This is a genomic window from Pedobacter aquatilis (assembly GCF_032678405.1).
GTDB classification, from domain to species: Bacteria; Bacteroidota; Bacteroidia; order Sphingobacteriales; family Sphingobacteriaceae; genus Pedobacter; species Pedobacter aquatilis_A.
Map to the genome: position 1 here is coordinate 449,275 of NZ_JAVTSJ010000002.1, position 26,954 is coordinate 476,228.

Genomic DNA, 26,954 nt, shown 5'->3' on the forward strand with positions numbered 1-26,954 from the left:
ACGACCTGGATACTAACCAGAACGATGTTATTCCTGTTTTATGGTTTTAGTTTTGTTATTATTGCTAGAAGTTTGATGAAAATTAAACTTAAAAAAAATGAAAAAAGTAACCTTAATATTGCTCAGCTTCTTTCTTATCCTGTTTACTGCTAGCGCACAAAATGGCATAGATTTTCATAAGTCTTATCCTGGTGGAGGAAAACTACTCTACTTTGTAGATAGTTTGGCAACGGATATTTATTATTGGAATATATATCCCAATCAACCTAATACATCCTTTAACTACCTGCCAGAAGTTAATAATCTGAATATTCAAATTAATTTTAGAAAGGCAAATGCTATACAGGATTATCGCTACACAATTTTAGTTGATGAAAAACCTTTTGTAGTAAATAAGCCAATCAATAAAGCTCAATTAATTGACACGCATGCAGGGGGGGATGAAGAAATATTTAGCTCCGCAACACTTGGTGTTTTTACCATAAAAGATAAAATTGTAACAGTATTAGTTTATAGTGTTGAAAGTCCACTTAATATGTATAAATCTGTTTTTTACGGTAAACCAATTCCTAAAGCAAAGGTTCAATATATTTCGAAAGACTTTGGTAAGACCGTAGGTTTAAAAAATCTTAAGTTTAGTTTCGGTAGTAACGACAGCGATCTTTCTGTTGTAAAAAATAGATCTGATATTGATTATATCTATAATCTCTTGATAAAAGACAAACAAACTAATAAAATAATATTCAAATCAACTTCATGGGAGTATGGTAATTATGTTGAAGAAGGATCATTCTTGCCTTATATTAAAATAACCAAAAACGTTTTCAAAAAATCTGGAAATTATGAGATTATTATCCAGCCATTTATTAGAGGTACTTCGGCATTAAAAAACGTAGAAAAATATGCGGCCCGGTACACGCTTTCCATAAATTTGGAAGAAGAAAAATTTAGTAAAAAAGAAGTTTGGACTTATATTGGATACACCTGTGGGCTTTTGGGCTTGATATCAGGCCTTATTATGGTTTTTATCAAGCGAAGAAATAAGACAAAATTTTCAATTGAGCAAAAACAGAAAGAAATTGCACAGCTTAAATTAAATGCTGTTCGTTCACAGTTAAACCCGCATTTTTTATTTAATGCGCTGGCCGGAATCCAGAACCTGATGAACAAAAATGAAACAGACAATGCCAACCGTTATCTTAGCAAGTTTGCCCGTTTAACCCGCAATGTTTTGGATAATAGAGACCTGATTAGTTTAACTGAAGAAAAAACTCTGCTCGATGATTACCTCCAGATGGAGCAATTGCGTTTTGGATTTCAATACAAACTAATGGCATCTTCCGATTTAGATACCGAAAACGTCGAAATCCCGGCGATGCTTTTGCAGCCTTTTGTTGAAAATGCAGTGAAACACGGCGTAGCTGAAAAAGCAGAGGATGGTAAAATTGAAATCAGTTTCAGGAAAGATGCAGCAGATTTAGTGTTGCAAATAACCGACAACGGGAAAGGTTTCGATATCAGTAAAACTTATAATGGTTTGGGTTTAACATTAAGCAAAAACCGTATAACTTTACTTAATACAATTTATAAGGAAACACCTTTTCAATTGAATATCCACTCGGATTTAAAAGGCACAACCGTAAAAATTACACTAACACAATGGTTATAGCATGAGGGCAATTTTAGTAGATGATGAGCAACCAAATTTAGAGAACTTACAGGTTTTACTAACCAAAAACTGTCCGCAAATTAAAGTGGTAGCCATTGCTGCTAACATAGCTGATGCTTTGGAAAAGATTAACCTGCATAGGCCTGATTTAATTTTTCTCGATATACAAATGGGAAAAACCACAAGTTTTGATTTGTTGAATATGCTTGGTGATAAAACCTTTGAAGTGATTTTTGTAACCGCTTATGATAATTATGGAATCAAAGCAGTAAAATTTGCAGCTTTAGATTACCTGCTTAAACCAGTGGACCCAGACGAGCTAAAAGCAGCAGTTGTAAAAGCTGAGGAAAGGGTTAAAAATAAAATTAACGGGGAGCAACTTAACTTTTTACTCAATCAAATTAAACGTACTGAGCCTGCTGTTCCGAAAATAGCATTGCCGCAACAGCATGAGATTCGTTATGTTTCTGTTGATGAGATTGTTCGGTGTGTTGCTGATAATACTTATACCTTTTTCCATATATCTTCAGGTGAGAAAATATTAATTTCAAAACCACTAAAGGAATATTCAGATCTGTTGAAACCACATGGTTTTATTCGCTCGCATCAAAGCCATTTAGTTAATCCACAGTTTGTAAAAAGCTGGTTAAAGGAAGATGGTGGAATGCTAATGATGAATAATGGCGACAAAATTCCTGTTTCGAAACCAAACAGGGAAATGGTAAAAGCTGTATTGGGAAGGTAGGATTTTTAAACTTCTTGTATTGGTTAAAGTACAATTCTTGCTGTCATTCTGAGTGTAACGAAGAATCCCTAACCTATTGATGCTATCTTAAGATACTACATAGACTTTTTTTGTAGGCGAATTAATTGACGGACATGCTCTAATCGCTTGCAGATTCTTCGCTGCACTCAGAATGACAAATGCATCTCCATTTCCAGACCGCTTTAATCTTGGCTGTAAAACATATCTGTCGTTAATAAACCTTTTTGTACTTTTGCGGCTATGTCAGTTATTAAACCCTCATTAGCAAAAGGTACACGCGATTTCTCGCCTGTTGAAATGGTAAAACGGAACTTTATTTACGATACCATTAAGTCGGTTTTCAGGAAATATGGTTATGCAGAAATTCAAACGCCAAGTTTTGAAAACCTTTCTACTTTAACCGGGAAATATGGTGATGAAGGCGATAAGCTGATTTTTAAAATTCTAAATAGCGGGGAATATCTCAAAGACGCTAAAAAGAAATCTTTCGACTTTGCTCAGGATGAAAACAGTAACCAACTCATTCCACTGATTTCTGAAAAGGCGCTACGTTACGATTTAACCGTTCCTTTTGCACGTTATGTGGTCATGCACCAACACGAAATTACTTTACCATTCAAACGTTTCCAAGTTCAGCCTGTGTGGCGGGCAGATCGTCCGCAAAAAGGAAGATACCGTGAGTTTTACCAGTGCGATGTAGATGTAGTCGGGTCGGAGAGTTTAATAAACGAGGCGGAATTTATCCTTATTTACAATGAAGCTTTGGCCAAACTTGGCTTGAAGGATTTTAGTGTTAAAATTAATAATAGAAAAATTCTATCGGGTATAGCTGAAATTATAGGTAAACCTGATTTGATTATCGATATGACTGTTGCCATCGATAAACTTGATAAAATTGGCTTAGATGGTGTTAGTAAAGAATTATTGGAACGTGGTTTTACCGAGGATGATTTAGAAAAACTTCGTCCGGTTATTTTACTTGAGGGCACAAACGAAGAAAAACTCTCGAGTTTAAAGAACGTATTGGCAAAATCAGAAACTGGGTTAAAAGGAATAGCTGAAATAGAACAGGTTTTCGAATATGTAGAAAGCCTTATTTCTTACGCCTTACCTTTAACAGCAAAACTGGAGTTAGACATTACTTTAGCCCGTGGTTTAAACTATTATACTGGTTGTATTTTCGAGGTGAAAACCAACGAAGTTGCCATGGGTAGCATAGGTGGTGGTGGTCGTTATGACGACTTAACCGGCATGTTCGGTCTGAAAGATTTAACGGGGGTAGGCGTTTCTTTTGGTGCCGACCGTATTTACGATGTGCTGGAAGAGCTTAATCTTTTTCCGGCATCTGCAGAAATCGGGACGAAAGTTTTAATCAGTAATTTCGATGCTGAAGCCGAAAAATATGCATTGCCTATTCTACAGCAATTTAGAAATGCTGGTATTGCTGCCGAATTATATCCTTCATCTGCTAAGCTAAAGAAACAAATGGCTTATGCTGATGCCAAGAACATTCCTTACGTAATTTTAATAGGTGGTGATGAAATGGCTTCCGGCGAACTTACCCTAAAGAACATGCAGAGTGGTGAGCAACAAAAACTTACCGTTTTAGGTATTCTGGATTTCCTGAAATAAAAATTTTCAAATCGTCATTGTAAGGCACGAAGTAATCTCTTCAACAGATTGTTTCGTGACTCGCAATGACGGAAATACGATCATTTTCCTATCCTTAACAATATGGGGAAATAAACTTCTTTAACCTCGTCATCTCCCCAGGCTTCCTTTAGCTCGGTAAGCATATACTCCAATGGGTTTCTGTCGTTTGCTTTTTTATAATGCTGTAACGACGACCAGGTATTCAGGTAACCAATTAACTGGTTAAAATTCCAGGTTGTTTTAATCTGGAAATGTGGCGCTTTAATTTCTTCGAACGGAAATGGGATAGTTTGATAACCTTCTTCGATATACCGGCGTTCAGTGTCCCAGTACTTGCCCAGGATATCTTCATATAGTTTAAAAATTACCTTGTCAACGGATTTATCGATAAACATTAAGCCATAACCAATAACCGCTAAAATCCCATCAGGCTTAAGGGTTCGTTTTACCTCGCCATAGAAAGCTTCGAAATTGAACCAGTGAATAGCCTGAGCAACTGTGATTAAGTCAAAGCTATTGTCGGCAACATTTGCCTGATCAGATGATTCGACATGATAAGTTACATTTGGGAGTTTCAAAGCCTGATTAAGTTGCTTTTCGCTAATGTCGGTAGCATAAACATTTTTGAAATTCCGTGCCAGTACGCTGGCTGCCTGTCCGTTCCCTGTGGCACAATCCCAGGCCGATTCGTGGTTTTTTACTAAAGTGAAAAGGTAGTCGTACAATTCCTGTGGATAGGTTGGTCGGTATATCGCGTATTCTGCTGCCTGTGTAGAAAAATTATCTTTCATGTGATGAAGGATTGGATTATTGAATGTTATAAATTTACGCCTTCAAAAACTACTCTTGCCATCTTAATTTAGCGTGATTTTTTGAATACGTTCTTGCAAATCAGCTATTCTCAAGCTATATTACACCTAATAGCAAATAAACAAAATTTACCAGTTTGTGTTTAAATCTGCTCATCCAAATTACATTAGCATTATTTTATAAAGCATGTCAAATATATCAACCGATTTTAAGCCAGAAGAAATTAATGAAGTAAAATATAGGTTGAAATCTATTTTTGGAGGTTCAGTTGGCAATCTTGTAGAATGGTACGACTGGTATACTTACTCTGCTTTTGCTTTATATTTTTCTCCTGTATTTTTTCCGAATAGCAACCCAACGGCGCAATTGCTGGATACCGCAGGCATTTTTGCGGTAGGCTTTTTAATGCGCCCAATTGGTGGCTGGTTATTTGGCAGCATTGCCGATAAATTTGGTCGTAAACGATCTATGACAATTTCCGTGTTGATTATGGCTATAGGGTCGTTAATTATCGGTTTAATACCTGGCTACAAACAAATTGGCATAGCCGCTCCTTTACTTTTGGTGTTTGCACGATTAATTCAGGGTTTGAGCACTGGTGGCGAGTATGGTACATCGGCAACTTACCTGAGTGAGATGGCGACAAAAAAACACCGGGGCTTTTATTCGAGTTTTCAATATGTAACACTTATTGGCGGTCAATTGCTGGCCTTGGGTATTCAGCTGATTTTACAAAACTGGTTACTTACTTCCGAAGAACTGCATAAATGGGGCTGGCGGATTCCCTTCTTTATTGGGGCAATCTTATCCTTTATTGCGCTTTATTTAAGGAGGCATATCGATGAAACTGCTGTTTTTAAGAGCAAGGATAAAGATGAAAAAAAGGGTGGAATCGCTGTTTTATTAAAATACCCACGGGAAGTCTTTACGGTTGTTGGCTTAACATTGGGTGGCACCATCGCCTTCTACACTTTTAGTACCTACATGCAAAAGTTTCTTGTAAATACGGTACACCTGAGCAAAGAAACATCTACAAAACTATCATTTATCTCACTACTGGTTTTCGCCATTATGCAGCCTTTATTTGGTTTGCTATCAGATAAAATCGGTAGGAAACCCCTGCTTATAGGTTTCGGTATTTTGGGTACCTTATGCACTTATTTTATTTTAACAGGTTTGGCTAAAGAAAGCAATACATTTATTATTTTCCTGCTGATGATTGCCGCTTTAATTATTGTGAGTGGTTATACCAGCATTAATGCAGTGGTTAAGGCCGAACTTTTCCCGGCAGAAATAAGGGCACTCGGTGTTGGTTTGCCCTATGCATTAACCGTAGCAATTTTTGGCGGAACAGCCGAATATTTCGCCTTGTGGTTTAAAAATATAGGCCATGAAACTTATTTCTACTGGTATGTAACCGGATGTATTTTTATTTCACTCGTTTTATATACAACCATGAAAGACACAAAGCACCACTCGAAAATTGAAGATTAAACCTTGTATGGTTTAAACAAATTCATTAATTCCGGATGCTTAAAAAAGCATTTTTATATATTTACCATTATGCAAAACCAAGCCCCTTTAGCCGAAAGAATGCGCCCTCAGAATTTAGATGAATATGTAGGGCAAAAACACCTTGTAGGCGCAGGTGCTGTTTTGCGCAAGGCGATAGAAAGCGGTCAGCTGCCTTCCATGATCTTCTGGGGGCCACCAGGTGTTGGAAAAACAACGCTTGCCTATATCATCTCTCAAGCTTTAGACAGGCCATTTTTTAACCTTAGTGCGATTAATAGTGGCGTTAAAGATATTCGCGATGTAATCGATAGGGCTGCACAGCTGAAAGATAGTTTTCTGGGTTTGCCCATCTTATTTATCGATGAGATACATCGTTTCAGTAAATCGCAGCAGGATAGTCTTTTAGGCGCCGTAGAACGAGGCTTAGTTACGCTTATTGGTGCAACTACCGAAAATCCATCTTTCGAAGTTATTTCCGCTTTGCTTTCACGTTGCCAGGTTTACATTTTAAAATCGTTAACCGAAGAAGAGCTTGCAGGCTTGCTGCAAACGGCGATAAAAAAAGATGCCATACTTGCTGAGAAGAAGATCACAATTAAGGAGCATGAAGCCTTAATCAGGCTAAGCGGAGGCGATGCCCGTAAGCTTTTAAATGTCCTGGAAATTGCGATTAACGGCATCGGGGGAAATAAAATTACCTTAACCAACGATAACGTGCTGGCACATGCCCAGCAAAACCTTGCACTTTATGATAAGGCGGGTGAACAACATTATGATATTATTTCGGCATTTATAAAATCAATACGTGGCAGCGATCCCAATGCGGCTGTTTATTGGCTTGCCAGGATGATTGAAGGCGGGGAAGATCCATTATTCATTGCCCGGAGATTATTGATTTTATCATCAGAAGACATTGGAAATGCCAATCCTAATGCTCTGCTGCTGGCAAATAATTGCTTTACTGCGGTAAATGTAATCGGTTATCCGGAAGCACGGATTATTCTGGCTCAATGTGTTACATATCTCGCCAGTTCGGCGAAAAGTAATGCTTCGTACGAAGCGATTAATCAGGCTCAGGCTTTAGTTAAACAAACCGGAAATTTACCCGTGCCGTTGCATATTCGTAATGCTCCAACCAAGCTGATGAAGAATATTGGTTATGGTACAGATTATAAATATTCGCACAGTTATGAAGGGAATTTCGAAGCACAGGAATATTTTCCAGACGAATTAAGTGGAACAAAACTTTACGACCCAGGTAAAAATCCGGCCGAGGAAAAGCTGCGTGAGAAGCTAAGACAGAACTGGAAAAACAAATACAATTATTAATGTAACATTTCAACCAAAATAAATACTAATTAATAGAACTAATACCTAAACTATCTATGTTGAATACCTTTTTAAACCATCAATGGAAATCATTCTGGCGTTCGCGTAACCGGGGAAGTAGCATTGCCGGCCAAATCGTTCTGGGCTTTTTTATGCTTTATTTTCTCGTTTTGGCGCTTGGAGCAGGTTTCGGAATGCAATTTATTCTTCCTAAAATCTTCACCAATCAGGATGTGATTAAAAGCTTTAACGGCCTAATCCTCTACTACTTTGCCTTAGATTTTATTATGCGTTTGCAGTTGCAGGAATTGCCTACCCTTAGTATAGTGCCTTACCTGCACCTTCGGATTCAAAGAAGTAAAATCATTAATTTTTTGAATGTTAAAGCCTTGTTTTCAGCATTTAATTTATGGCCACTTTTTATCTTTCTGCCATTTTGTTTCATGAAGATCGCACCAGCTTACGGTGCCTTCGTTACACTAATGTACATTGTTGCCATTATTTCAATAGCCATTTTTAATAATTACCTGGCGCTTTACATTAAGCGGAAATCGATAAGCAATGTATTATATACTTTTTTTGGTTTGTTAATTTTTGCTGCTTTTGCTGCACTTGAATATTATAAAATTATTTCGGTAATGGCTGCTTCCGATTATGTTTTTAGAACAATCGCTTCAAAACCATATATCGGCTTTTTGTTTACCCTGGCGGCAATTGCAATTTTTTATATCAACTCGGCCTTTCTTCGCCGTAATTTATATACCGAAGAACTCAGTACTAAACAAGAGAAAAAAGCAAGTACCGATTATGCTTTCTTAAACCGCTTCGGCAGCGTTGGAGAGCTGGCTGCTCTGGAATTAAAATTAATTTTAAGACATAAAAGACCACGTTCTTCAGTGATTATGGGCTTCTTCTTCTTGTTCTACGGATTTATCTTTTACAAGGAAAAGGCAATAAACAACGACGCATTCGGACAAATGATGTTCGGGGCTATTTTCATGACCGGAATATCTATCATTATTTATGGCCAGTTTATGTTTGCCTGGCAAAGTGCCCATTTTGATGGATTACTGGCAAATAAGATAAATTTTAAAGATTTTATAAAAGCCAAATTTTTGCTTTTTACCATAGGTTGTACCATCATTACCCTGCTGGCGAGTTTTTACGGCTTTTTAAGTCCGAAATTATTGTTGCTTCATGTGGCTGCCTATTTATATAATATAGGTTTTGGAACCGTTGTGGTACTTTACCTCGCAACATTAAACTACAAGCGTTTGGATATTACCAAAGCGGCCAGCTTTAATTATCAGGGAACCGGCGCAACGCAATGGCTTTTAATGTTTCCTTACGCACTTACGCCAATACTAATCTACGTTCCTTTCGGGATGCTTGATAAACCTTATTGGGGTTTAATTGCCGTATCTGTTTTTGGTTTTGTCATGTTGCTGTTACGCGGTTTTTGGGTTAACTATATTGCAAAAAGATTTGAATTACAACGTTATAAAATAGCCGAAGGCTTTAGAGAATAATTATGATTTTAGAAGTTAAAAATTTACAAAAAGTTTATGGCGATAAAACCGTTGTAAACATTGATGATTTACATATCGAAGCTGGCGAAACCGTAGGACTGGTTGGAAACAACGGTGCTGGTAAAACGACATTTTTTCGCATGCTTTTAGATTTAATCCGTCCTACGCAGGGCGAAGTTTTATCAAAAGGTGAAAATGTAATGCAAAATGATAACTGGAAAAATTACACAGCATCTTTTTTAGATGAAGGTTTCCTGATTGATTATTTAACGCCAGAAGAATATTTTATTTTTATTGGTAGCTTACATAATTTAAGCGTTGCTGATGTTTCGACCTATCTTGCCCAATATGGGGAATTCTTTAATGGTGAAATATTAAATAGTGGGAAATATATTCGTGATTTCAGTAAAGGAAATCAGGTTAAGGTTGGTATTGCTGCCGCATTAATGCAGAAACCTGAAATACTGATTCTGGATGAACCTTTTGCTAATCTCGACCCAACTACACAAATCAGGTTGAAGAATCTACTCAAAGCACAGGCTGGAAACATGACAACTTTTATCTCCAGTCACGATTTAAATCATGTTACCGATGTGTGCAGCAGGATTGTTCTGGTTGAAAAAGGCAGGGTAATCAAGGATTTCAAAACAGATGAAAATACATTAAAAGAATTGGAGAGCTATTTCTCTGCTTAGTCTTTGTACTAATAATGATACAATTGAAGAGTTCTGGATTTCCAGGACTCTTTTTGTTTGGGCTAAAAATTATTCTTTTAGCCCAATTCGCAAAAAATAAGCTTAAAATTTAGCTTGTTATTTTTTTGGCATTGTGTTTGAATATAGAACACCAGGAAATTAAACCTAAATTATTATGAGTATTTCAAGAGTAAAAATAGCGACATTAAGTATAGGGTTAGCAGTTGGTTCAATGGCATTTCAAAGTTGCGATAGTTTAACTAAAACGCAAAAAGGTGCGGGTATTGGTGCTGCTGCAGGTGGTGTTGTTGGTGCATTAATTGGTAAGAAAGCTGGTAACACAGCTGTTGGTGCATTAATTGGTGGTGCTATTGGTGGTACGGCTGGTGCATTTATTGGCCGCAGAATGGATAGACAGGCAGCTGAAATTCAAAAAGCAATTCCAAATGCTGAGGTAATCCGTGAAGGTGAAGGTATTATTGTGAAATTTGATAGCGGTATCTTATTCGATTTCGATAAAACAGCTTTAAAAGATGCAGCGAAAACCAATGTTCAAAGTTTGGCAGCATCGTTAAATCAATATCCTGATACAGATATTAAAGTTATTGGTCACACGGATAGCCGTGGTACTGAACAGTATAACCAGGGGCTTTCAGAAAGAAGAGCTGCAGCAGTTAAAGCTTATGCGGTTTCGCAAGGTGTACCTTCTTCACGCTTAGTAACCATTGGTAAAGGTTTTTCTGAGCCTATTGCAGATAACGAAACTGACGCAGGGCGTGCAGCTAACCGTCGTGTTGAAATTGTAATTGTTGCTAACGATGCATTAAAAAACACAGCGCAAAAACAAGGTTAATTATAGCGAATTCCCTCTACCTATGAGGTCATTATATAACCAGCCCCGATGTTTAAACATCGGGGCCTTTTTTTGCTCTTTATATTCCTGATGGCTTCTTAAGAATAGATATCTTCAAAATAATTTACAACCAGCGATTTCATCAGCAGCTCCTGCTCCAGCATGGTATAAGGCGGTATGGCTTTTACAAGTTTCCAATGCGGCCAGCCATCCTGATCTAAGCCTTCAAGTTCATAAAAACCCATTTCGCTTAACAAACGGCAGGTCGCAATATGCATTAACTCTTCTTTCTGGCGTTTACTATACTTCTTCGGACCTTTTCCTAACTCCTGCACACCAATTAAAAACAACATCACTTTTAAATCAGGAAACTCTGAATCAAATTCCTGAGAAATTCTTTCCTGTAATGTTTTCCACTTGCTGTTAATCTCCGAAGGTTTCATAAATGCAAAGATAGTGTAAAAAGGTTTATAGTTTCGGGCTTTAAGATTAACGCATGACCGTATTTTTGGTTACATTTATGGTCTATGAGTACAAATTCAAATAAAACAATTACAGCCGGATTATTGGCATATGGTATGTCAGGGAAAGTTTTTCACGCACCGTTTCTAAATGCGCATACTGGCTTTAGTCTGAAAGCCGTTGTAGAGCGGAATAATAAAAATGCCGTGAACGATTATCCTGAAATTATAAGTTATAACAGCGTTGACGAGCTTTTAAATGATGATGAAATTGAATTAGTGGTAATAAATACGCCGAACAATTTACACTACGAACACGCCAAAGCAGCCCTGACAAAAGGCAAACATATTCTTGTTGAAAAACCGTTTACCGCAACTTCTGCTCAGGCAAAAGAATTGTTCGCTTTGGCTGATGAAGTTGGAAAACAGATATTTTTCTATCAGAATCGTCGTTGGGACAGTGATTTCGCTTCCGTAAAAAAAATACTTGAAAGTGGAAAGCTTGGAAAACTGGTTGAGATGCACTTGCGTTACGACAGGTATAGGAATGTTATAGGCCCAAAGGTTTTTAAAGAACAGGCTATTGAGGCCGCAGGCCTGCTTTATGATTTAGGTCCGCACCTTTTGGATCAGGTAATTAGCATTTTCGGTAAGCCAATACATTACCATAAAACTTTAGGCAAGAACAGAAAGAATACCCAGGTTGATGATTATTTCACCATTCAGTTAAATTATCCAGATAGCGTTAATGTATTTGTTACTTCGAGTATGTTGGTGGTAAATCCGCAAGCTGCCTTTGTTTTACATGGTGTTAACGGAAGTTTTGTTAAACAAAGGTCTGATAGCCAGGAAGAACAATTATTAGCGGGAATGAAACTTACTGACGATGGCTATGGAATTGAAGCTGCAGGAAAAGATGGTTTACTGACAACTGTTGATGAAAATGGTAACAGAATGGAAGAAATTATCCCTTCAGAAACAGGTAGTTATCTACCGTTATTCGACGCGGTTTACAATGCTTTAACACAAAATAAACCTTATCCGGTTACCAGGGTTGATGTTTTAACACAGCTGGAAATTCTTGAAAGTTAAATTTTTGAAACTGTTTAAGGCTTATCTGTTTTGGATGAGCCTTAAACAAAGAATTACCTATACCATTTTACCAGTCCCGACTACTTAAACCAAATATGAATTCGTTGCCCTTTGCTTACCTGATACCAATATTTCTGATTGCTTTATATCTTATTCTTCGGAAGAGAAAACCTGCCATTGAGCCCTTAACAGATGTTGATAAACAAATCTTAAATGATTATGTGGGTTATTATCATCATTTGGATTCTACTGATAAATTAAGGTTTGAACAAAAGGTTGCTGAATTTTTTAGTACGGTAAAAATTGAAGGTGTTGGTTTGGAAATGACCACACTCGATGAACTTTTAATTGCTTCGAGTGCAGTAATTCCAATCTTTGGTTTCAGCGACTGGCAATATAAAAACCTATCGAGCGTTTTGCTTTATCCCGATACTTTTAATCATGATTTTCAGTTTGAAGGAGGAGAAAGAAACATCATGGGGATGGTGGGCAGTGGCTACATGAACGGGCAGATGATTTTATCTCGTTCGGCTTTAAGGCATGGATTTTCGAAAAGCGCCGGAAAGGAAAATACGGCAATTCATGAGTTTGTTCATCTTTTAGATAAGTCTGATGGCGCTACGGATGGTGTGCCCGAAAACCTGATGGGGCATGAATATACATTGCCATGGATTAAAATGATGCATGAAGAAATTGAACGTATTGAAGATAATAAGTCGGATATTAACCCTTACGCAATTACCAATCAGGCTGAATTTTTTGCTGTGGTATCCGAATATTTTTTCGAAAAGCCTGAATTACTAAAAGATAAACACCCAGATTTGTATCACCAGTTGAGCCTGATTTTTTCGCAACAGCCGGCAGGATAAAACATTAATAAAAACAAAAAATGAAAGCACTTCATATATCCATAGTTATTTTTTTCATGGCTTCGATAAGCACTTTTGCACAGAAAACTTATCTGTTGAAGCAAGATTATCCGGTAGGAAAAAAATACAGCTATACCATTAATTCAGACCAGATTATTACCCAGAAAATCGGCGGGAAGGAAACGAATTATATCCAGAATGTTGGTACGGATTACACTTTCGATATTACCAGTGCAAAAGGGTTAGATAAAACAGTTAAAGTAATTTACAAACGATTAACGATTAAATCTGTAGGTATGGGTAATGAGCTTATACTCGATTCTGATAAAGATGAGGCGGGTAAATTAAATCCGTTTTCAGGTTTAAAGAACGCGAGTTTCAGTATGCTTCTGGCACCAAATGGTGCAGTGAAATCAGTTTCCGGATTAGAAAAAATGGTCGATAGTATTGCATCTAAAATGACTACGGACACAACTCAACTCAGACAAGTGAAACTCTCCCTGAGTAAACAATTTAATGCTGAAGTAATCAGGCAAACGATGGAATCTTCGTTAAAGATTTTTCCAGATAAAGCCGTTAAAGTTGGGGAAAGCTGGATTGTAAATACAAAAACAACGATTGCAATGCCTATTGAAACGACTACAACTTATACTTTAAAAGAGATTAAGGATAACATTGCCATTTTAAGCATTAAAGGAAGTTTAATGTCGAAGGGAGATTTTGAAAGCCTTGGGAATAAAATGCAAACAGATTTAAAAGGTATGAATTTCGGTGATGCCCAGGTTGATATCAAAACAGGTATCATTTTAAACAGCCATACGCGTATTGAACTTTATGGGAAAATGAAAGCAACCGATCAGGAAACCGAATTTGATATGGAAGGTATAAACAAAATTACAGGAAAAGAGGCCAACTAAAAATTACAGACTACCAGTTAATGCAACCAGAAATTCAGTCATGATTTCTACATGGGGAATATGCCCGCATGCCTCAAACTCAACAATTTTAGACCCCGGAATTTTTAGTGCTGTATTTTTCCCCAAAAATCTGTACTGACCATGAATTACTTTTTGGTCATCGCTCAATAGGGCTTTTCCGATAATGGTCCGGTCTTCCTTACCAATAAATAAAATGGTAGGCACTTTCAGGTTTTGAAACTCATCTATAACAGGTTCATTATAAATCATGTTGTAAGTTAAGGCTGCCACTTTTGCATATCTTGGATACTCAGCACTAAAAATTACGCCTGCACCTGCATTAACCAGTGGCTCGTAATCCGGTTTCCATACCGTAAAATAACTTTTGTAGTACTGATGGATGCTTTCGGGCGTATTTTTAAGCTCACGCTGATATTGTTCTTCAACAGTTGATGCAGGCACAAAAGTCTTATAATCTTCCAGACCGATTGGATTTTCAAGCAAAAGCTTTTCCATTCTTTCAGGAAACATTAAGGCAAAACGTGTCGCCAGCATACCACCCATACTATGGCCTAAAATTGATGTTTTTTGTACACCAAGCGTATCCAGTAACTTTTTACTCCACTGAGCAAGTTGTGTAAAGCTGTAGTTTATAATCGGTTTAGATGAACGGCCGAAGCCAATCTGGTCAGGTACAACAACCCTAAAGCCATTTGCTGCCAGCGTTCTGATTACATGGCCCCAATAATAACCACCGAAGTTTTTCCCATGAAAAAGCATTACTGTTCTTCCATTAGCATTGGCCGTTGGTGCCACATCCATGTAAGCCATGCGTATATCCTGCCCTTCAACAGTAAGCGGTAAAAATTTAACCTGGTATGGGTATTTTATGTTTTCCAGGGTAATTGAAACCGTATCAACTTTTTGAGCGTAAATGTTTACAGTCAGTACAGAGAGTGCAATAAGAAGGAAAAATTTTTTCATTTTAAAATAATTTGTGGCAATGTGATTTGCTAATCGGCCTAATTTAATAATAATTAATACTTTTGAGCCGACCAGATAGATTAAAAACCATGCCCGTTTTTTATATAGGCGAGAGCCAGCTCAGTATAAATTTAATTTCGGAAATTATTTCAGGCAAATATTCCATTGCCTTGGGTAAGCAGGCCATTGACCGCATAAGCAAGTGCCGAAGTTATCTTGACGATAAGTTAAAGCTTAATAATGAGCCAGTTTATGGAATAAATACAGGTTTTGGATACCTCCAACATGTGAAAGTCGAACAGGAAAACCTGACCAAACTGCAACATAATTTATTGCTTTCTCACGCCTGTGGTACAGGTGATGAAGTTCCAAAAGAAATTGTAAAGTTAATGTTGCTTTTAAAAATCCAATCGCTTAGCTATGGTTTTTCTGCCATTTCTGTACAAACGGTACAGCGTTTAGTGGATTTTTATACACATGATATCTATCCGGTGGTTTACACCCAAGGCTCACTGGGTGCATCTGGCGATTTAGCTCCATTGGCGCATCTGGCCCTACCATTAATTGGCGAAGGAGCGGTTTACTACCAGAATAATAGGATTAGTACTGCCGAATTATATGAGAAGTTAAATTGGGAACCGCTTTCTCTTCAATCAAAAGAAGGTTTAGCATTGATTAATGGTACACAGTTCATGAGTGCCTATGGAATTTACATCCTGATAAAAACAAATAAACTAGGTAAATGGGCTGATAAAATTGCTGCAATTTCAATAGATGCATTTGACTGCAGAATTGATCCTTTTGATGCTTTAAGCCACCAGATTAGACCACATAAAGGACAGCTCGAAACTGCACACACGATTTATTCTTATTTACAAGGGAGTGAAATTATTAACGAGGAAGGCAAACAAACACAAGACCCCTATTCTTTCCGCTGTGTTCCTCAGGTTCATGGTGCAAGTAAAGATAGTATCGCTTACATCAGCAGTGTATTTGAAACGGAAATTAATGCCGTTACCGATAACCCAAATGTTTTTCCTGATGAAGATCGCATTATTTCTGCAGGGAATTTCCATGGGCAACCTTTAGCACTAAGTCTGGATTTCCTTTGCATTGCCCTGGCCGAAATCGGATCCATATCAGAAAGAAGGGTTTTTCAGCTTATTTCCGGCCAAAGAGGTTTACCACCGTTTCTGGTAAAGAATGCAGGTCTAAATTCGGGCTTAATGATTGCGCAGTATACGGCGGCATCAATTGTAAGCGAGAATAAACAGCTTTGCACACCGTCATCTGTTGATAGTATTGTGAGTAGCAACGGACAGGAAGACCATGTAAGCATGGGCGCAAATGGTGCTACTAAATGCCTTCGGGTGGTTAACAATTTGGAAAATATCCTGGGCATAGAACTATTAACTGCTTGCCAGGCTTTGGATTTAAGGCGGCCATTAAAATCATCTCCAAAAATTGAAGAAATTTTAAGTGCTTATAGAAAGGAAGTTAGTTTTAATGATGCAGATAGAATATTGTCTGTCGATATACAAAACTCAGTAAGCTTTATGCGGAATTTTGGTGCATAAAACTTACCGAGCATGATTTAATCTATTTATTAAACATTGATTTTATTATTGATGCAGAAGCATTCACTTTAGTTGAATCAGATAAATTACCCGAAGATTTAAGCACCCTGATGTCATCAATATTTAATTCTGTTTTGCCCGCCGTTTTAATGCTCAACTCGTCGATTTTATACATGGTTTTTTCTCTGTTATCTCCAAATATTTCGATATTGGATTGACCTGTAGAATTTATACTTAAAGATTGAAATGGCGATTTTAAAGTGCTAAAGTTTGAGTTGTTCAACTCAACATTAACGATGCCGTTTTTTGCATTATCAAATCTTAAGTCGCCAACTTTATCTGCTTTAATGCTTAATAACTTTATTGATGTTGAATCTGCAAAATTTAAACGGTTAACATCTTTAGCATTAATATTAACTGAATCTGTTTTAATATCTAAAGTAAATCCGGCTGCTTTTGCAATATCGAAAGCCTTAACATTATTGGAATAAATGTAGGCTGTTAAAGAATATTTTAGTTTCTTGTCTGCATTTTTCAACACAAACTGAAGGATACCATTATTATCAACTTTAACATCATAAATTTCCATCAAATCTGTTGGGATTTTGATGCCGGGTTTATCACTTTTGATAACTACGAAGTTGATATATGCATCGTTACCATCGCTTAAACTTACAGTAGAAAATTGTGGTAATTCTTTGCTTGTGTAGCCATCCAATGCAGATTTAAGTTCTGTATTTTCTTTTAAATTTTTATAAAAAGCCTTCTCATTTTTATAGTTCACCTTAACATTTATCGCAATTACAATAATTGGAATAATGATAAGCGAAACGGCTAATGCGATTAATAATTTATTACTTGTTTTCATAGTATTAAGCGTTAAAATTTTCTTTAACAAATGATTTGTATTTGGCTTCAAGTTCATCAAAACCAATATTTAGTAAATAGATGTTTCTAAAAACTACAGGTAATTCATCGTCTATAAACTGAACTTTACGATAACTTTTTACATTATCAATTGCATGTTCATCAACAAAAAAACCAATGCCCCTCTTGTTGTTAATAATGCCTTTATTTTGTAGTAATTCGTAAGTGCGCATAACAGTATTTGGATTTACTTCCATATCTACAGCCAGTTCTCTTACAGAAGGGACTTTCTCGTCGGCTTTCCATTTTCCTAACAGAATGTGTTCGCAAACATAATCTGCTATTTGAAGGTATATCGCCTTATTATCTCTAAATTCCATATTTAACCAATTAAAAATTAAACCTCTTTTTCTTTAAGGCGGATATATGTAATCGCCCAAAAAATTAATGTTAAGGCTGTTGTTATCAAGAAAATTAACAAAAATGCTAAGTCTTCTTTATTATTCTGATGAACACTATGATTTATACTTATCATATTACGTGTTAGAAAGTGTGCCGATTCAGAGATGATATAGCTTGCGGCGCCAATAAAAATCATAACTGAAATGGCTGTTTTTATGTAATGAAATCGGTTGAAATAGATTGAACCAAGTAAAAATACACTGGTAACAAGAAAAGGAACAGGTATAAAACTGAATAAATATGTTCTGTAGTTTGAATCATCAAATAGTTGTGCAACAATACTTTCTACAGGTTTTACTGCTGAAATTCTTCCTTGGTCAACTTTAAAATCACTAAGATTTGCGTTAATGTATTTTACAAAAGATAAGTCTACTAGGGAAAATAAAATTAAATAAGTGAACAGACTAAGAATCGCAGTATAAAAAATGCCTCCTAAAAATTTTTCAAATTGAGATGCTGGATTCATTAGCTCAAGAATAGCCCTGGCTTTTTGCCCAAATAAAGTAAAGTAGCTGTTCGCAACAATGCTTATAAAAAGAAAGCCTAATATTAGGAATAAACCATATCTAAATCGCATATCAAGATTTCCATCATTATCGTAGTTGTTATGTTTTAATGGTGAAGGTGCATACCAGGCGTAAAAGCCTATAATTATTCCAACAATTACAACCAGACTTATCAAATATATCTTACCAAAATCTAACCATTGTCTTTTTAGCAAAAGTCCAAATCGGTTTATGTTAAATGTATTGTTCATCGCTTAGTTAAATAGAGGTTTAAACTTTGTTTGTTCTGCAAGGATAGCATTGAACAGTAATTCCATGTCTAATCTGCTATCTTCGTCGTGGTAATTTGGCATTACTGCATTATAACCAGCAAGTGATGGTTCAGCGTAAATAATGCTGTCATCAATCTCTTTTATCTTTTTGAAAGTTAATTTCTCGGTGATTTCCTGTACCGATGCTTTCAAGGCTACATCATTATTATCAAGCATAATTACCGTATCGATTAGGTTATCTAAGTCTCTAACCTGATGGGTAGAAATAATGATGCATTTATCTTCAGTTAAGGCAGAAGCCATAATTTTTCTAAATTGCGCTTTCGACGGAATGTCCAAACCGTTCGTTGGCTCATCCATTATAATCAGCTTTGCTTCGGTAGCCAGGCCAAAAGCTATAATGAATTTTTTCTTCTGTCCGTAGCTCATGTTAATCAGCTTATTTCCTGCCGGAATGTCAAACTCCTTAATCAGCGAATCGAAATAGTTGTGATTGAAGTTTTTATAGAATGGCGCATTTGCTTTTAAGTAGGCGTCTATTTTAACTGAGGGCAAATAAAGCTCTTCAGGGATAAAACAGATTTGCTCTAAAAGCTGTGGCTCACGTTTCGCAGGGTTGAATCCCATAACATCCAAAGTTCCACTTTGCGCATAAACTAAACCTGCAAGGTTTTTTAAAAGGCTAGATTTCCCAGCACCATTTTTACCAAGCAAACCATAAATATGGCCGTTGCTTAACTGCATGCTCATATTTTTAAATAATGGCTTATGCTTGCTGTAACCAAAATTCAGATTGTTAATTTTTATCATATCTACTGTATTAGTTAAATAATACACTAAAGTATATCGTTTTTCAATTACCTCCAAATTATTTCTTAATTATTTTTTGATTTGAACCATTTTATAACGCCTTTGTAAAATGTGGGTTTAATAATTGTTGCAATAAAACATCCTTAACATGCAGATTGTATGTTTGTAAAAAGCACCGTTTTATGGATAAAAATCTGGCATATTTACTTAGCCGTTTAGCAATTGGATTAAGTTTTTTTGGTCATGGCCTGGTACGTTTACCAAAGCTTGCAGGGTTTAGCAACTGGATGACCGGACAGTTTTCAAAATCGTTTTTACCTGATTTTCTGGTTTTACCTTTTAGCTATCTATTACCGATTCTCGAATTTGTATCTGGCCTGATGATTATTTTGGGCTTATTTACGAAACAAGGTTTGTTACTTGCCGGTGGGGTTTCATTGGTATTGATTTTTGGCACTACCATGATCGAAAACTGGGAGGCTTTGCCCTCACAGCTTATCCATGTTGCATTTTTATCCATATTATTGGCATACCTGCCGTTAAATAGTTATGCCGCAGATAAAATCCTAAAAAAATAATTATGGAATACAGAAAAATTGGAAATTCAGACTTAGAACTTTCGGCAATTACATTTGGTGCCTGGGCTGCAGGTGGATGGATGTGGGGAAGCACCGATAGAAATGATGCCATCAAAGCTATTAAAGCGGGCTATGATTTGGGTGTAACTTCAATTGATACTGCGCCTATTTACGGACAAGGCGATAGTGAAGAAATTGTCGGCGACGCAATTAAAGGAATTTCAAGGGATAAAGTTCAGCTGGTAACCAAGTTCGGAATGCGTTGGGATTTGGCAAAAGGCGACCTGGCGATGAAATCGAAAGATAATGACGGCCATGATATCGATGTTTATAAATATGCCGGAAAGGAAAGTGTAATTTATGAATGTGAACAATCGCTTAAACGCCTGGGTACAGATTACATCGATTTATACCAGATTCACTGGCCTGATTTAACTACACCGATCAGCGAAACTTTTGAAGCGGTAAGCAGGTTAATTGAGCAAGGTAAAGTGCGTTATGCTGGTGTTTGCAATTATAACGTGGCACAATTAAAAGAAGCTGATAAAACCCTTGAAATTGTTTCAAACCAGATTCCATTTAGTATGGTAAACCGGACTGTTGAAAATGAAACTGTTCCTTATTGCATGGAGCATAACAAATCAGTTTTAGCCTATAGCCCGATGGAACGAGGCTTGTTAACCGGAAAGATGACCGCAGATTATCAGTTTGAAGAAGGAGACCATCGTAAAGGGAATAAATTCTTCACCGCAGAAAGTATAGAACGAACTAATGTCTTTTTAGCTAAAATTAAGCCTTTGGCTGATGAAAAAAATGCTACTTTGGCACAATTGGTATTGCGTTGGACAATTGAACGTCCTGGAATTACCATCGCACTTGCAGGTGCAAGAAATGAAAAGCAATCTGTTCAGAATGCCAAGGCAATAAATGTGAAATTAAATGCTGATGAAATTCAGTTTATTAATGCTGAATTGGCGAACGCAGGTTTCTAACTCAATAAATTGAACAATTATAATATACATACAAAAATATAAATGTCGAAATTATTCTATCCTTTTACGATAAAGGATGTCACGCTGAAAAACAGAATCGTAATCTCTCCAATGTGCCAGTATTCTGCTGTTGATGGATTTGCCAACGACTGGCACTTAGTTCATTTAGGGAGCAGGGCTGTTGGCGGTGCTGCATTAATTGTTCAGGAAGCCACAGCGGTTGTACCTGAAGGTAGAATTACCCATGCCGATTTAGGAATCTGGAAAGATGAACATGTTGATAAACTGAAACAGATTGTATCCTTTATTCATGATAATGGTGCAATTGCAGGAATTCAGCTGGCGCATGCCGGCAGAAAAGCCAGTTGCGATTTACCCTGGGAAGGCGGTGAACAGATTACAGCTGGTGAAAACAGCTGGGTACCTGTTGCCCCATCGCCACTTCCATTTAAAGATGGACAAAAAACACCTCACGAATTAAGTATCGAAGAAATCCAGGATGTTGTTTTTGCATTCCGTGCTGCTGCTAAACGTGCATTGGCTGCTGGTTATAAGGTTGTGGAAATTCACGCAGCACATGGTTATCTTCTACATGAGTTTTTTAGCCCCCTAAGCAATAAACGAAGCGATATTTATGGTGGTAGTTTCGAAAACCGAATCAGATTGGTGATTGATGTGGTTGAAGCAGTTCAGTCGGTGTGGCCTGAAAACCTACCTTTATTCGTGCGTATTTCTGCTACAGACTGGACGGAGGGCGGCTGGAATGAAAATGATTCCCTTCAGTTGGCTGCAGTATTAAAAGATAGAGGTGTGGATTTAATTGATACTTCATCAGGTGGAAATGTTCCCGATGCATTTATCCCGGCCGGCCCAAATTATCAGGTTCCTTTTGCCGATAAAATCAGAAACGAAATTGGAATTTATACAGGTGCCGTTGGTGTAATTGTTGATGCCCACCAGGCAGAGGAAATCCTGCAACAAGAAAAGGCTGATTTAATTTTCATTGCCCGCGAGTCGTTACGAGATGCTTACTTTCCAACACATGCTGCACAAATTTTAGGCGATGAAACAGAGTGGCCAAACCAATATGTTCGGGCAAAAAGAGAAACTTTTAAAAAGTAGTACCTCAATAAAAAACCGGCATAAGCCGGTTTTTTATTATCTAATCAATTCATTAAGCAAATACTTTCGCCATATGCTTAGCTAAAATTTATTTTACCAATGTAAAAGGAACGTATAAACCAAAGGTGATGTTTCTTCCTGGGTTATAAATACCAAAGTTTGGATTTTCATAATCTAAACGACCAGGTTTAAATCTGCTCAAAGCATCATAATATTTCTGGTTTAATAAGTTGTTCGCAGAAACTGATAACTTAACGGGTTGTTTACCCAGGTTAAAAGTAGCTCCTATTCCGGCATTTAATAAAGTATAACCGCTTGTAGGCGTTTCGAAAACCTCATCAACGCGGGTTTGTTTAAATGCTGAGTTGATGCCAACTGAAAGATAAGCATCATTTGTGCCTTTTAGTTTAGGCTCAAAACGCAACTCGTTTCTAAGTGTTCCGGCAGGAATAAAAGCTAACGGCCGGCCTAAAGTATTGTTCTGCGCATGAACATAACCAAAAGTATTTTCGAAGTGGATAAATGAAACCGGATGGATGGTTAAACTTGCTTCAGCACCATAAAGGTTTGCATCCACTTGCCCGTAACGGTAAACAGGATACTGATCACCTTCGGCAATAGTGGTTTCTCCGTTATTAGATGCATAGATGAAATTGTGTACATAATTGTTATAAACACTTGCACTTGCACTTACAATTTTACCTTCATATTCCAAAGCAGCATCAACCTGGTAACTGCGCTCAGGGCTTAAATTAGGGTTACCGATTTCATACCTGAATGTACCTTCATGTACACCATTTGAGCCTAACTCTGCAGGGTTTGGTGCACGGAATGCAGAACCTGCATTTGCTTTAAAGTTCCATTCTTCATTAAACTGGTGTGTAAAGCCTAAAGCACCGCTTACGTTCGAAGATTTGTTTACGAATGGCGCAAACTGTTCATCACCATCAACAAATAACTGTTTACCAGTGTTCTTGCGGAAATCGTAACGGGCACCTAAACTGAAGGTGTTGTTTTCCCAGTTCTTTTTAGCATAAGCAAAAACGCCAATGCCATAAGTATTATAAGCAGGTACAAGGAATTCAGTTCCTTTGTTCTGGCTATTACCTGCATCGGCGCTGAAACCAAATACTGGCTGCCATCCGTTGCTGGTTTCGTGGATGTAGTATTTTAAATCGGCATTATAAGTTTTAAGGTCGAAGAATAAAGAAGGCTCTGGTCCGTCTTCCAACTCACGACGTTGGTTTTGCTGGTAACCAAAATCTGCTTTTAAGTTTCCATCACCAATAATGAAATTGTTATTTAAAGCGATTTTAAAATGTCTGATATCCTGGCGGGGATAATCTAAATCCCTGCTTTTGAAATCAGCTGATGTAAAAGGGTCGCCATCTTCTTTAAGGAAATTACCCGAGGCATCTAAAGAAGGTTCATAAAAACCAATGTTGTTGCGGAAATTCGAAACATTTAAGTGTGTGTAACCCCAGCTTTTGTTCAAACCAATCATTCCACTTAAATCAGTTTCGTTAAAACCCGAATTTGGGAAATAACCTGTTGGTGTTTTGAACGAATAAGCATTTTTATAAGTACCACGTGCTCTCCAAACAAAACCATTCTCATTACCATTTAACATTAATGAATTTGCAGTTAAACCGTTATTTGTAGAATAGTTGGTAATGAATTCACCTTTAACCTGTCCTTCAGGAGCTGTACTTGGCTCAAGTAAATTAATAACACCACCCAATGCATCAGAACCATACATTAAAGATGCAGCGCCACGTAAAACCTCAACCCTGTCTGATTTAAACTGGTCGATTTCGATACCATGTTCATCACCCCATTGCTGACCTTGTTGTTTAATTCCGTCATCTAAGGTTACAATTCTGTTATAACCTAAACCCCTTATTACAGGTTTAGAAATAGATGGACCGGTAGTTATCTGCGAAACACCCGGGATTTTCGTCAATGCATCAATTAAGTTTGTTGATGGCTGTAAAAGCTCATCTTTACCAACAACCGCTGATGAGGCACTGTTTCTTTTGCTTGTACTGCTGATTAAACTCCCCGTGATTACTACTTCTTTAGTTTCGATAGCAGTAGATTGAAGTGCAAACTCGAGCGAAGCAGCATTTGCAAGATTTACTACCTGAGTAGCTGTTTTATAACCTACGTAATGCACTTCAACAAGATAGGTACCTCTTGATGGAAGGTTATTTAAGGTAAATTCACCCTCATTATTCGTTTGTGCGGTAACTTTTAAATCGGGAATAAATATGGTTGCACCTGGTAATGTTTCTTTGGTCGATGCATCAACCACCTTACCTTTTATGTCTTTTAATACGTTCGCAAAAACGGGCGTACTTAATAATGTATATAGAATTACAAAGCCTATAAGCTGTAATTTTTTCATGATCTGTGTGTTTTGAAAAATAGTGGATAGCCAAAACAAATAGGCCTAAAAGGCATTCATGCTTTAGTATCTCATAAATAAAAAATTTGATAAACACCTTTAGCAGGTGCTTTAGACAGAAAAATTAAGCTAAAGGGGGACCGCGTAAATTGGTACGCTTTATTTCAGCATAAGAACTTTTAAGCACCGGATCTAACTGGCCGAATATTTTTACCGAAAGAAAGATTTTATATAAATGGTGCGTGTGTACGTAATTTTTTTCGAAACCCGCATTACAAATCAAGCAATTGTCGGCATGTGCCTGAACATGGCTTAAGTGCTTGCAGTTAATTTCTTTGGTAACCACCGGAACTTGCTGATGGTGGTGAATAAGGTTCCATGGTGTTAGTGCAATAGCAAAAACCATCAGCATAATTGCTGATAAAAGGCGGTTAATATTTTGCTTATGCTTTTTCAATGCGTCAAAAGTAGCAATTAGTATTCAATTATATATCTTTGAAAGGTAACATTGCTTTTATAGTACTTATGACTACAACACTAACCAACGGTTTAAACTTGAGCCAAAAACAGACCCCAACGGGCACTGAATTAAATTGCAAGGGATGGATTCAGGAAGCGGCATTACGTATGCTGTTGAATAACCTAGACCCAGATGTTGCCGAACGCCCGGAAGATTTGATTGTTTATGGTGGACGTGGTAAGGCCGCAAGAAACAAGGCATCGCTAAGCTTAATCATAAAAGCTTTAAAAGATTTAGAGAATGATGAAACCCTTTTAATCCAGTCGGGAAAACCTGTAGCTATTCTTCCTACACATAAGGATGCACCCCGGGTACTGATTTCCAATTCGCAGCTGGTACCCAAATGGGCTACGCAAAAGCACTTCGACGAACTGGAAGATAAAGGTTTAATGATGTACGGGCAAATGACTGCTGGCTCATGGATTTATATTGGTTCGCAGGGAATTGTTCAGGGAACTTATGAAACCTATTCGGCATTGGCGGCTAAACATTTTGGTGCCAGTTTGAAAGGGAAATTAAATGTTACTGCTGGCTTAGGTGGCATGGGAGGTGCACAGCCTTTAGCTATTACCATGAATGAAGGTGTTTGTCTGGCCGCTGAAGTAGAAGAATGGCGCATTAGAAAACGCTTGGAAACCCGTTATATTGATGAAATTATTTTTGATGTCGATGAAGCAATCGATAAGGCCTTAAAATATAAAGCAGAAGGAAAAGCTATTTCCATTGGTGTGGTTTGCAATGCTGTTGAATTATTGCAAAGGCTTATCGATAGAAATATCACCCCTGATACCTTAACTGATCAGACTTCGGCACACGATCCGCTTATTGGTTATTTCCCTGAAGGATTAACGGTTGATGAAGCTGCCGACTTGCGGAAAGGTAATCCTGATGAATATGTGAAGTTATCTTATGCAACGATGGCAAAACATGTAAAACAAATGCTTGAGTTGCAAAAGCGTGGTGCTATAACTTTCGATTATGGCAATAACCTCCGTGGAAGGGCACTCGAAGTTGGGGTAGAAAATGCCTTTGATTTCCCGGGTTTTGTTCCGGCGTATATCCGTCCGCTTTTTTGTGAAGGGAAAGGGCCATTCAGGTGGGCAGCTTTAAGCGACGATCCGCAGGATATTTACGAAACAGATAAATTAATTCTGGAGCTTTTTCCTGAAAATAAAAGTTTACACCGATGGATTAAAATGGCCCAGGAGCGAATTGCTTTTCAAGGGCTACCTGCCAGGATCTGCTGGCTTGGTCAGGGTGAAAGAGAAAAGGCTGGGCTGGCTTTCAACAAGCTGGTAGCAGAGGGGAAAGTAAAGGCACCAATCGTAATCGGCAGAGATCATCTTGATACAGGCTCTGTTGCATCGCCAAACCGTGAAACTGAAGGCATGCTCGATGGTTCTGATGCCGTGGCAGACTGGCCTGTTTTAAATGCTATGATTAATACTGCTGGTGGTGCAAGCTGGGTTTCCTTACATCATGGTGGAGGCGTCGGTATTGGCTACTCCATCCATGCAGGTATGGTAATTGTAGCCGATGGTACGCCTGAAGCTGAGATAAGGCTAAAGCGTGTGTTGCATAACGATCCTGCAACGGGCGTTATACGTCATGCCGATGCTGGTTATGATATCGCAAAGGATACTGCCAGAAAGTTTAGATTGGGTTTAAAAGATTAAAATCATTAGCATGCAATTAAAGG

The 26,954-nt window shown here is 37.5% G+C and carries 25 protein-coding genes; 16 read left to right on the forward strand and 9 right to left on the reverse strand.

The window, feature by feature from the left end; all coding sequences use genetic code 11:
• Positions 1-97 precede the first annotated feature (97 nt).
• The 3 genes from R2R71_RS07385 to hisS all read left to right on the forward strand — a co-directional run bounded on the left by R2R71_RS07385 (position 98) and on the right by hisS (position 4,067).
• Positions 98-1,669 carry a sensor histidine kinase gene (locus R2R71_RS07385; RefSeq protein WP_316830621.1) on the forward strand — a complete coding sequence of 524 codons (1,572 nt, stop codon included), beginning with the start codon at positions 98-100 and terminating at the stop codon, positions 1,667-1,669.
• Position 1,670: 1 nt separating this feature from the next.
• The gene (locus R2R71_RS07390) at positions 1,671-2,414 is read left to right on the forward strand and encodes a LytTR family DNA-binding domain-containing protein (protein WP_316830622.1); all 744 of its coding nucleotides are present in this window, start codon (positions 1,671-1,673) and stop codon (positions 2,412-2,414) included.
• A gap of 261 nt (positions 2,415-2,675) precedes the next feature.
• Entirely contained in the window at positions 2,676-4,067 is a 1,392-nt protein-coding gene (hisS, locus tag R2R71_RS07395; protein WP_316830623.1) for a histidine--tRNA ligase, read from the forward strand.
• Between the two features lie 80 nt (positions 4,068-4,147).
• On the opposite strand, the gene R2R71_RS07400 is transcribed toward hisS, so the two are convergent.
• A complete protein-coding gene (locus tag R2R71_RS07400) occupies positions 4,148-4,879 on the reverse strand; it encodes a class I SAM-dependent methyltransferase (protein ID WP_316830624.1) in 732 nt (243 codons plus the stop codon).
• A 205-nt stretch (positions 4,880-5,084) separates the two neighbouring features.
• Here R2R71_RS07400 and R2R71_RS07405 point away from each other — a divergent pair, with 205 nt between their 5' ends.
• From R2R71_RS07405 to R2R71_RS07425, 5 genes are all read left to right on the forward strand, one after another.
• Complete coding sequence (locus tag R2R71_RS07405; RefSeq protein WP_316830625.1) at positions 5,085-6,392, forward strand: MFS transporter; 1,308 nt, start codon at positions 5,085-5,087, stop codon at positions 6,390-6,392.
• Between the two features lie 69 nt (positions 6,393-6,461).
• Positions 6,462-7,742, forward strand: a complete 1,281-nt coding sequence (locus R2R71_RS07410) for a replication-associated recombination protein A (RefSeq protein ID WP_316830626.1) — start codon at positions 6,462-6,464, stop codon at positions 7,740-7,742.
• 56 nt (positions 7,743-7,798) lie between these two features.
• Complete coding sequence (locus R2R71_RS07415) at positions 7,799-9,271, forward strand: DUF5687 family protein (protein ID WP_316830627.1); 1,473 nt, start codon at positions 7,799-7,801, stop codon at positions 9,269-9,271.
• A 2-nt stretch (positions 9,272-9,273) separates the two neighbouring features.
• The gene (locus tag R2R71_RS07420; RefSeq protein ID WP_316830628.1) at positions 9,274-9,966 is read left to right on the forward strand and encodes an ABC transporter ATP-binding protein; all 693 of its coding nucleotides are present in this window, start codon (positions 9,274-9,276) and stop codon (positions 9,964-9,966) included.
• Positions 9,967-10,141: 175 nt separating this feature from the next.
• On the forward strand, positions 10,142-10,819 hold the full coding sequence (locus tag R2R71_RS07425; RefSeq protein ID WP_316830629.1) for an OmpA family protein: 678 nt from the start codon (positions 10,142-10,144) through the stop codon (positions 10,817-10,819).
• Between the two features lie 98 nt (positions 10,820-10,917).
• On the opposite strand, the gene R2R71_RS07430 is transcribed toward R2R71_RS07425, so the two are convergent.
• Complete coding sequence (locus tag R2R71_RS07430; RefSeq protein WP_316830630.1) at positions 10,918-11,262, reverse strand: hypothetical protein; 345 nt, start codon at positions 11,260-11,262, stop codon at positions 10,918-10,920.
• A gap of 84 nt (positions 11,263-11,346) precedes the next feature.
• Here R2R71_RS07430 and R2R71_RS07435 point away from each other — a divergent pair, with 84 nt between their 5' ends.
• The 3 genes from R2R71_RS07435 (at position 11,347) to R2R71_RS07445 (ending at position 14,158) form a co-directional block, all read left to right on the forward strand.
• Positions 11,347-12,372: a Gfo/Idh/MocA family oxidoreductase gene (locus tag R2R71_RS07435; protein WP_316830631.1), complete on the forward strand. Its 1,026-nt coding sequence runs from the start codon at positions 11,347-11,349 to the stop codon at positions 12,370-12,372.
• 95 nt (positions 12,373-12,467) lie between these two features.
• Entirely contained in the window at positions 12,468-13,241 is a 774-nt protein-coding gene (locus R2R71_RS07440; RefSeq protein WP_316830632.1) for a zinc-dependent peptidase, read from the forward strand.
• 20 nt (positions 13,242-13,261) lie between these two features.
• Positions 13,262-14,158, forward strand: a complete 897-nt coding sequence (locus R2R71_RS07445; RefSeq protein WP_316830633.1) for a DUF6263 family protein — start codon at positions 13,262-13,264, stop codon at positions 14,156-14,158.
• Positions 14,159-14,161: 3 nt separating this feature from the next.
• Here R2R71_RS07445 and R2R71_RS07450 read toward each other — a convergent pair whose 3' ends face one another.
• Positions 14,162-15,142 carry an alpha/beta hydrolase gene (locus tag R2R71_RS07450; RefSeq protein ID WP_316830634.1) on the reverse strand — a complete coding sequence of 327 codons (981 nt, stop codon included), beginning with the start codon at positions 15,140-15,142 and terminating at the stop codon, positions 14,162-14,164.
• 89 nt (positions 15,143-15,231) lie between these two features.
• Between R2R71_RS07450 and hutH the strand changes: the two genes are divergently transcribed.
• Positions 15,232-16,719, forward strand: coding sequence for a histidine ammonia-lyase (hutH, locus tag R2R71_RS07455; RefSeq protein ID WP_316830635.1), 1,488 nt, complete (start codon positions 15,232-15,234; stop codon positions 16,717-16,719).
• 22 nt (positions 16,720-16,741) lie between these two features.
• Here the strand turns inward: hutH and R2R71_RS07460 are convergent, their stop codons facing one another.
• Genes R2R71_RS07460 through R2R71_RS07475 form a run of 4 tightly spaced genes read right to left on the reverse strand, consistent with a single transcriptional unit; the run spans position 16,742 to position 19,636 of the window.
• Complete coding sequence (locus R2R71_RS07460) at positions 16,742-17,587, reverse strand: GIN domain-containing protein (protein WP_316830636.1); 846 nt, start codon at positions 17,585-17,587, stop codon at positions 16,742-16,744.
• A 4-nt stretch (positions 17,588-17,591) separates the two neighbouring features.
• Entirely contained in the window at positions 17,592-17,966 is a 375-nt protein-coding gene (locus tag R2R71_RS07465) for a GntR family transcriptional regulator (RefSeq protein ID WP_316830637.1), read from the reverse strand.
• Between the two features lie 17 nt (positions 17,967-17,983).
• Complete coding sequence (locus R2R71_RS07470; protein WP_316830638.1) at positions 17,984-18,805, reverse strand: hypothetical protein; 822 nt, start codon at positions 18,803-18,805, stop codon at positions 17,984-17,986.
• A gap of 3 nt (positions 18,806-18,808) precedes the next feature.
• On the reverse strand, positions 18,809-19,636 hold the full coding sequence (locus R2R71_RS07475) for an ABC transporter ATP-binding protein (RefSeq protein WP_316830639.1): 828 nt from the start codon (positions 19,634-19,636) through the stop codon (positions 18,809-18,811).
• A gap of 182 nt (positions 19,637-19,818) precedes the next feature.
• Here R2R71_RS07475 and R2R71_RS07480 point away from each other — a divergent pair, with 182 nt between their 5' ends.
• Genes R2R71_RS07480 through namA form a run of 3 tightly spaced genes read left to right on the forward strand, consistent with a single transcriptional unit; the run spans position 19,819 to position 22,328 of the window.
• Entirely contained in the window at positions 19,819-20,214 is a 396-nt protein-coding gene (locus R2R71_RS07480) for a DoxX family protein (protein WP_316830640.1), read from the forward strand.
• 2 nt (positions 20,215-20,216) lie between these two features.
• The gene (locus tag R2R71_RS07485) at positions 20,217-21,206 is read left to right on the forward strand and encodes an aldo/keto reductase (protein ID WP_316830641.1); all 990 of its coding nucleotides are present in this window, start codon (positions 20,217-20,219) and stop codon (positions 21,204-21,206) included.
• A 42-nt stretch (positions 21,207-21,248) separates the two neighbouring features.
• Positions 21,249-22,328 (forward strand): NADPH dehydrogenase NamA, encoded by a 1,080-nt coding sequence (gene namA / locus R2R71_RS07490; RefSeq protein ID WP_316830642.1) that lies wholly within the window; start codon positions 21,249-21,251, stop codon positions 22,326-22,328.
• An 88-nt stretch (positions 22,329-22,416) separates the two neighbouring features.
• Here the strand turns inward: namA and R2R71_RS07495 are convergent, their stop codons facing one another.
• Both R2R71_RS07495 and R2R71_RS07500 read right to left on the reverse strand, forming a co-directional pair.
• Positions 22,417-24,735: a TonB-dependent receptor gene (locus R2R71_RS07495; protein WP_316830643.1), complete on the reverse strand. Its 2,319-nt coding sequence runs from the start codon at positions 24,733-24,735 to the stop codon at positions 22,417-22,419.
• A 124-nt stretch (positions 24,736-24,859) separates the two neighbouring features.
• Complete coding sequence (locus tag R2R71_RS07500; RefSeq protein WP_316830644.1) at positions 24,860-25,192, reverse strand: hypothetical protein; 333 nt, start codon at positions 25,190-25,192, stop codon at positions 24,860-24,862.
• Between the two features lie 68 nt (positions 25,193-25,260).
• On the opposite strand from R2R71_RS07500, the gene hutU reads away from it, so the two are divergent.
• Positions 25,261-26,931 (forward strand): urocanate hydratase, encoded by a 1,671-nt coding sequence (gene hutU, locus R2R71_RS07505; protein ID WP_316830645.1) that lies wholly within the window; start codon positions 25,261-25,263, stop codon positions 26,929-26,931.
• The last annotated feature ends 23 nt before the right edge of the window (positions 26,932-26,954 follow it).

Coding starts and splice junctions, on each gene's coding strand:
- R2R71_RS07440 (WP_316830632.1), top strand. CDS start 12,468: ATGAATTCGTTGCCCTTTGCTTACCTGATACCAATATTTCTGATTGCT.
- R2R71_RS07480 (WP_316830640.1), top strand. CDS start 19,819: ATGGATAAAAATCTGGCATATTTACTTAGCCGTTTAGCAATTGGATTA.
- R2R71_RS07390 (WP_316830622.1), top strand. CDS start 1,671: ATGAGGGCAATTTTAGTAGATGATGAGCAACCAAATTTAGAGAACTTA.
- R2R71_RS07430 (WP_316830630.1), bottom strand. CDS start 11,262: ATGAAACCTTCGGAGATTAACAGCAAGTGGAAAACATTACAGGAAAGA.
- R2R71_RS07495 (WP_316830643.1), bottom strand. CDS start 24,735: ATGAAAAAATTACAGCTTATAGGCTTTGTAATTCTATATACATTATTA.
- R2R71_RS07415 (WP_316830627.1), top strand. CDS start 7,799: ATGTTGAATACCTTTTTAAACCATCAATGGAAATCATTCTGGCGTTCG.
- R2R71_RS07385 (WP_316830621.1), top strand. CDS start 98: ATGAAAAAAGTAACCTTAATATTGCTCAGCTTCTTTCTTATCCTGTTT.
- R2R71_RS07420 (WP_316830628.1), top strand. CDS start 9,274: ATGATTTTAGAAGTTAAAAATTTACAAAAAGTTTATGGCGATAAAACC.
- R2R71_RS07435 (WP_316830631.1), top strand. CDS start 11,347: ATGAGTACAAATTCAAATAAAACAATTACAGCCGGATTATTGGCATAT.
- hutU (WP_316830645.1), top strand. CDS start 25,261: ATGACTACAACACTAACCAACGGTTTAAACTTGAGCCAAAAACAGACC.
- namA (WP_316830642.1), top strand. CDS start 21,249: ATGTCGAAATTATTCTATCCTTTTACGATAAAGGATGTCACGCTGAAA.
- R2R71_RS07400 (WP_316830624.1), bottom strand. CDS start 4,879: ATGAAAGATAATTTTTCTACACAGGCAGCAGAATACGCGATATACCGA.
- R2R71_RS07465 (WP_316830637.1), bottom strand. CDS start 17,966: ATGGAATTTAGAGATAATAAGGCGATATACCTTCAAATAGCAGATTAT.
- hisS (WP_316830623.1), top strand. CDS start 2,676: ATGTCAGTTATTAAACCCTCATTAGCAAAAGGTACACGCGATTTCTCG.
- R2R71_RS07450 (WP_316830634.1), bottom strand. CDS start 15,142: ATGAAAAAATTTTTCCTTCTTATTGCACTCTCTGTACTGACTGTAAAC.
- R2R71_RS07475 (WP_316830639.1), bottom strand. CDS start 19,636: ATGATAAAAATTAACAATCTGAATTTTGGTTACAGCAAGCATAAGCCA.
- R2R71_RS07470 (WP_316830638.1), bottom strand. CDS start 18,805: ATGAACAATACATTTAACATAAACCGATTTGGACTTTTGCTAAAAAGA.
- R2R71_RS07410 (WP_316830626.1), top strand. CDS start 6,462: ATGCAAAACCAAGCCCCTTTAGCCGAAAGAATGCGCCCTCAGAATTTA.
- R2R71_RS07460 (WP_316830636.1), bottom strand. CDS start 17,587: ATGAAAACAAGTAATAAATTATTAATCGCATTAGCCGTTTCGCTTATC.
- R2R71_RS07485 (WP_316830641.1), top strand. CDS start 20,217: ATGGAATACAGAAAAATTGGAAATTCAGACTTAGAACTTTCGGCAATT.
- R2R71_RS07405 (WP_316830625.1), top strand. CDS start 5,085: ATGTCAAATATATCAACCGATTTTAAGCCAGAAGAAATTAATGAAGTA.
- hutH (WP_316830635.1), top strand. CDS start 15,232: ATGCCCGTTTTTTATATAGGCGAGAGCCAGCTCAGTATAAATTTAATT.
- R2R71_RS07445 (WP_316830633.1), top strand. CDS start 13,262: ATGAAAGCACTTCATATATCCATAGTTATTTTTTTCATGGCTTCGATA.
- R2R71_RS07425 (WP_316830629.1), top strand. CDS start 10,142: ATGAGTATTTCAAGAGTAAAAATAGCGACATTAAGTATAGGGTTAGCA.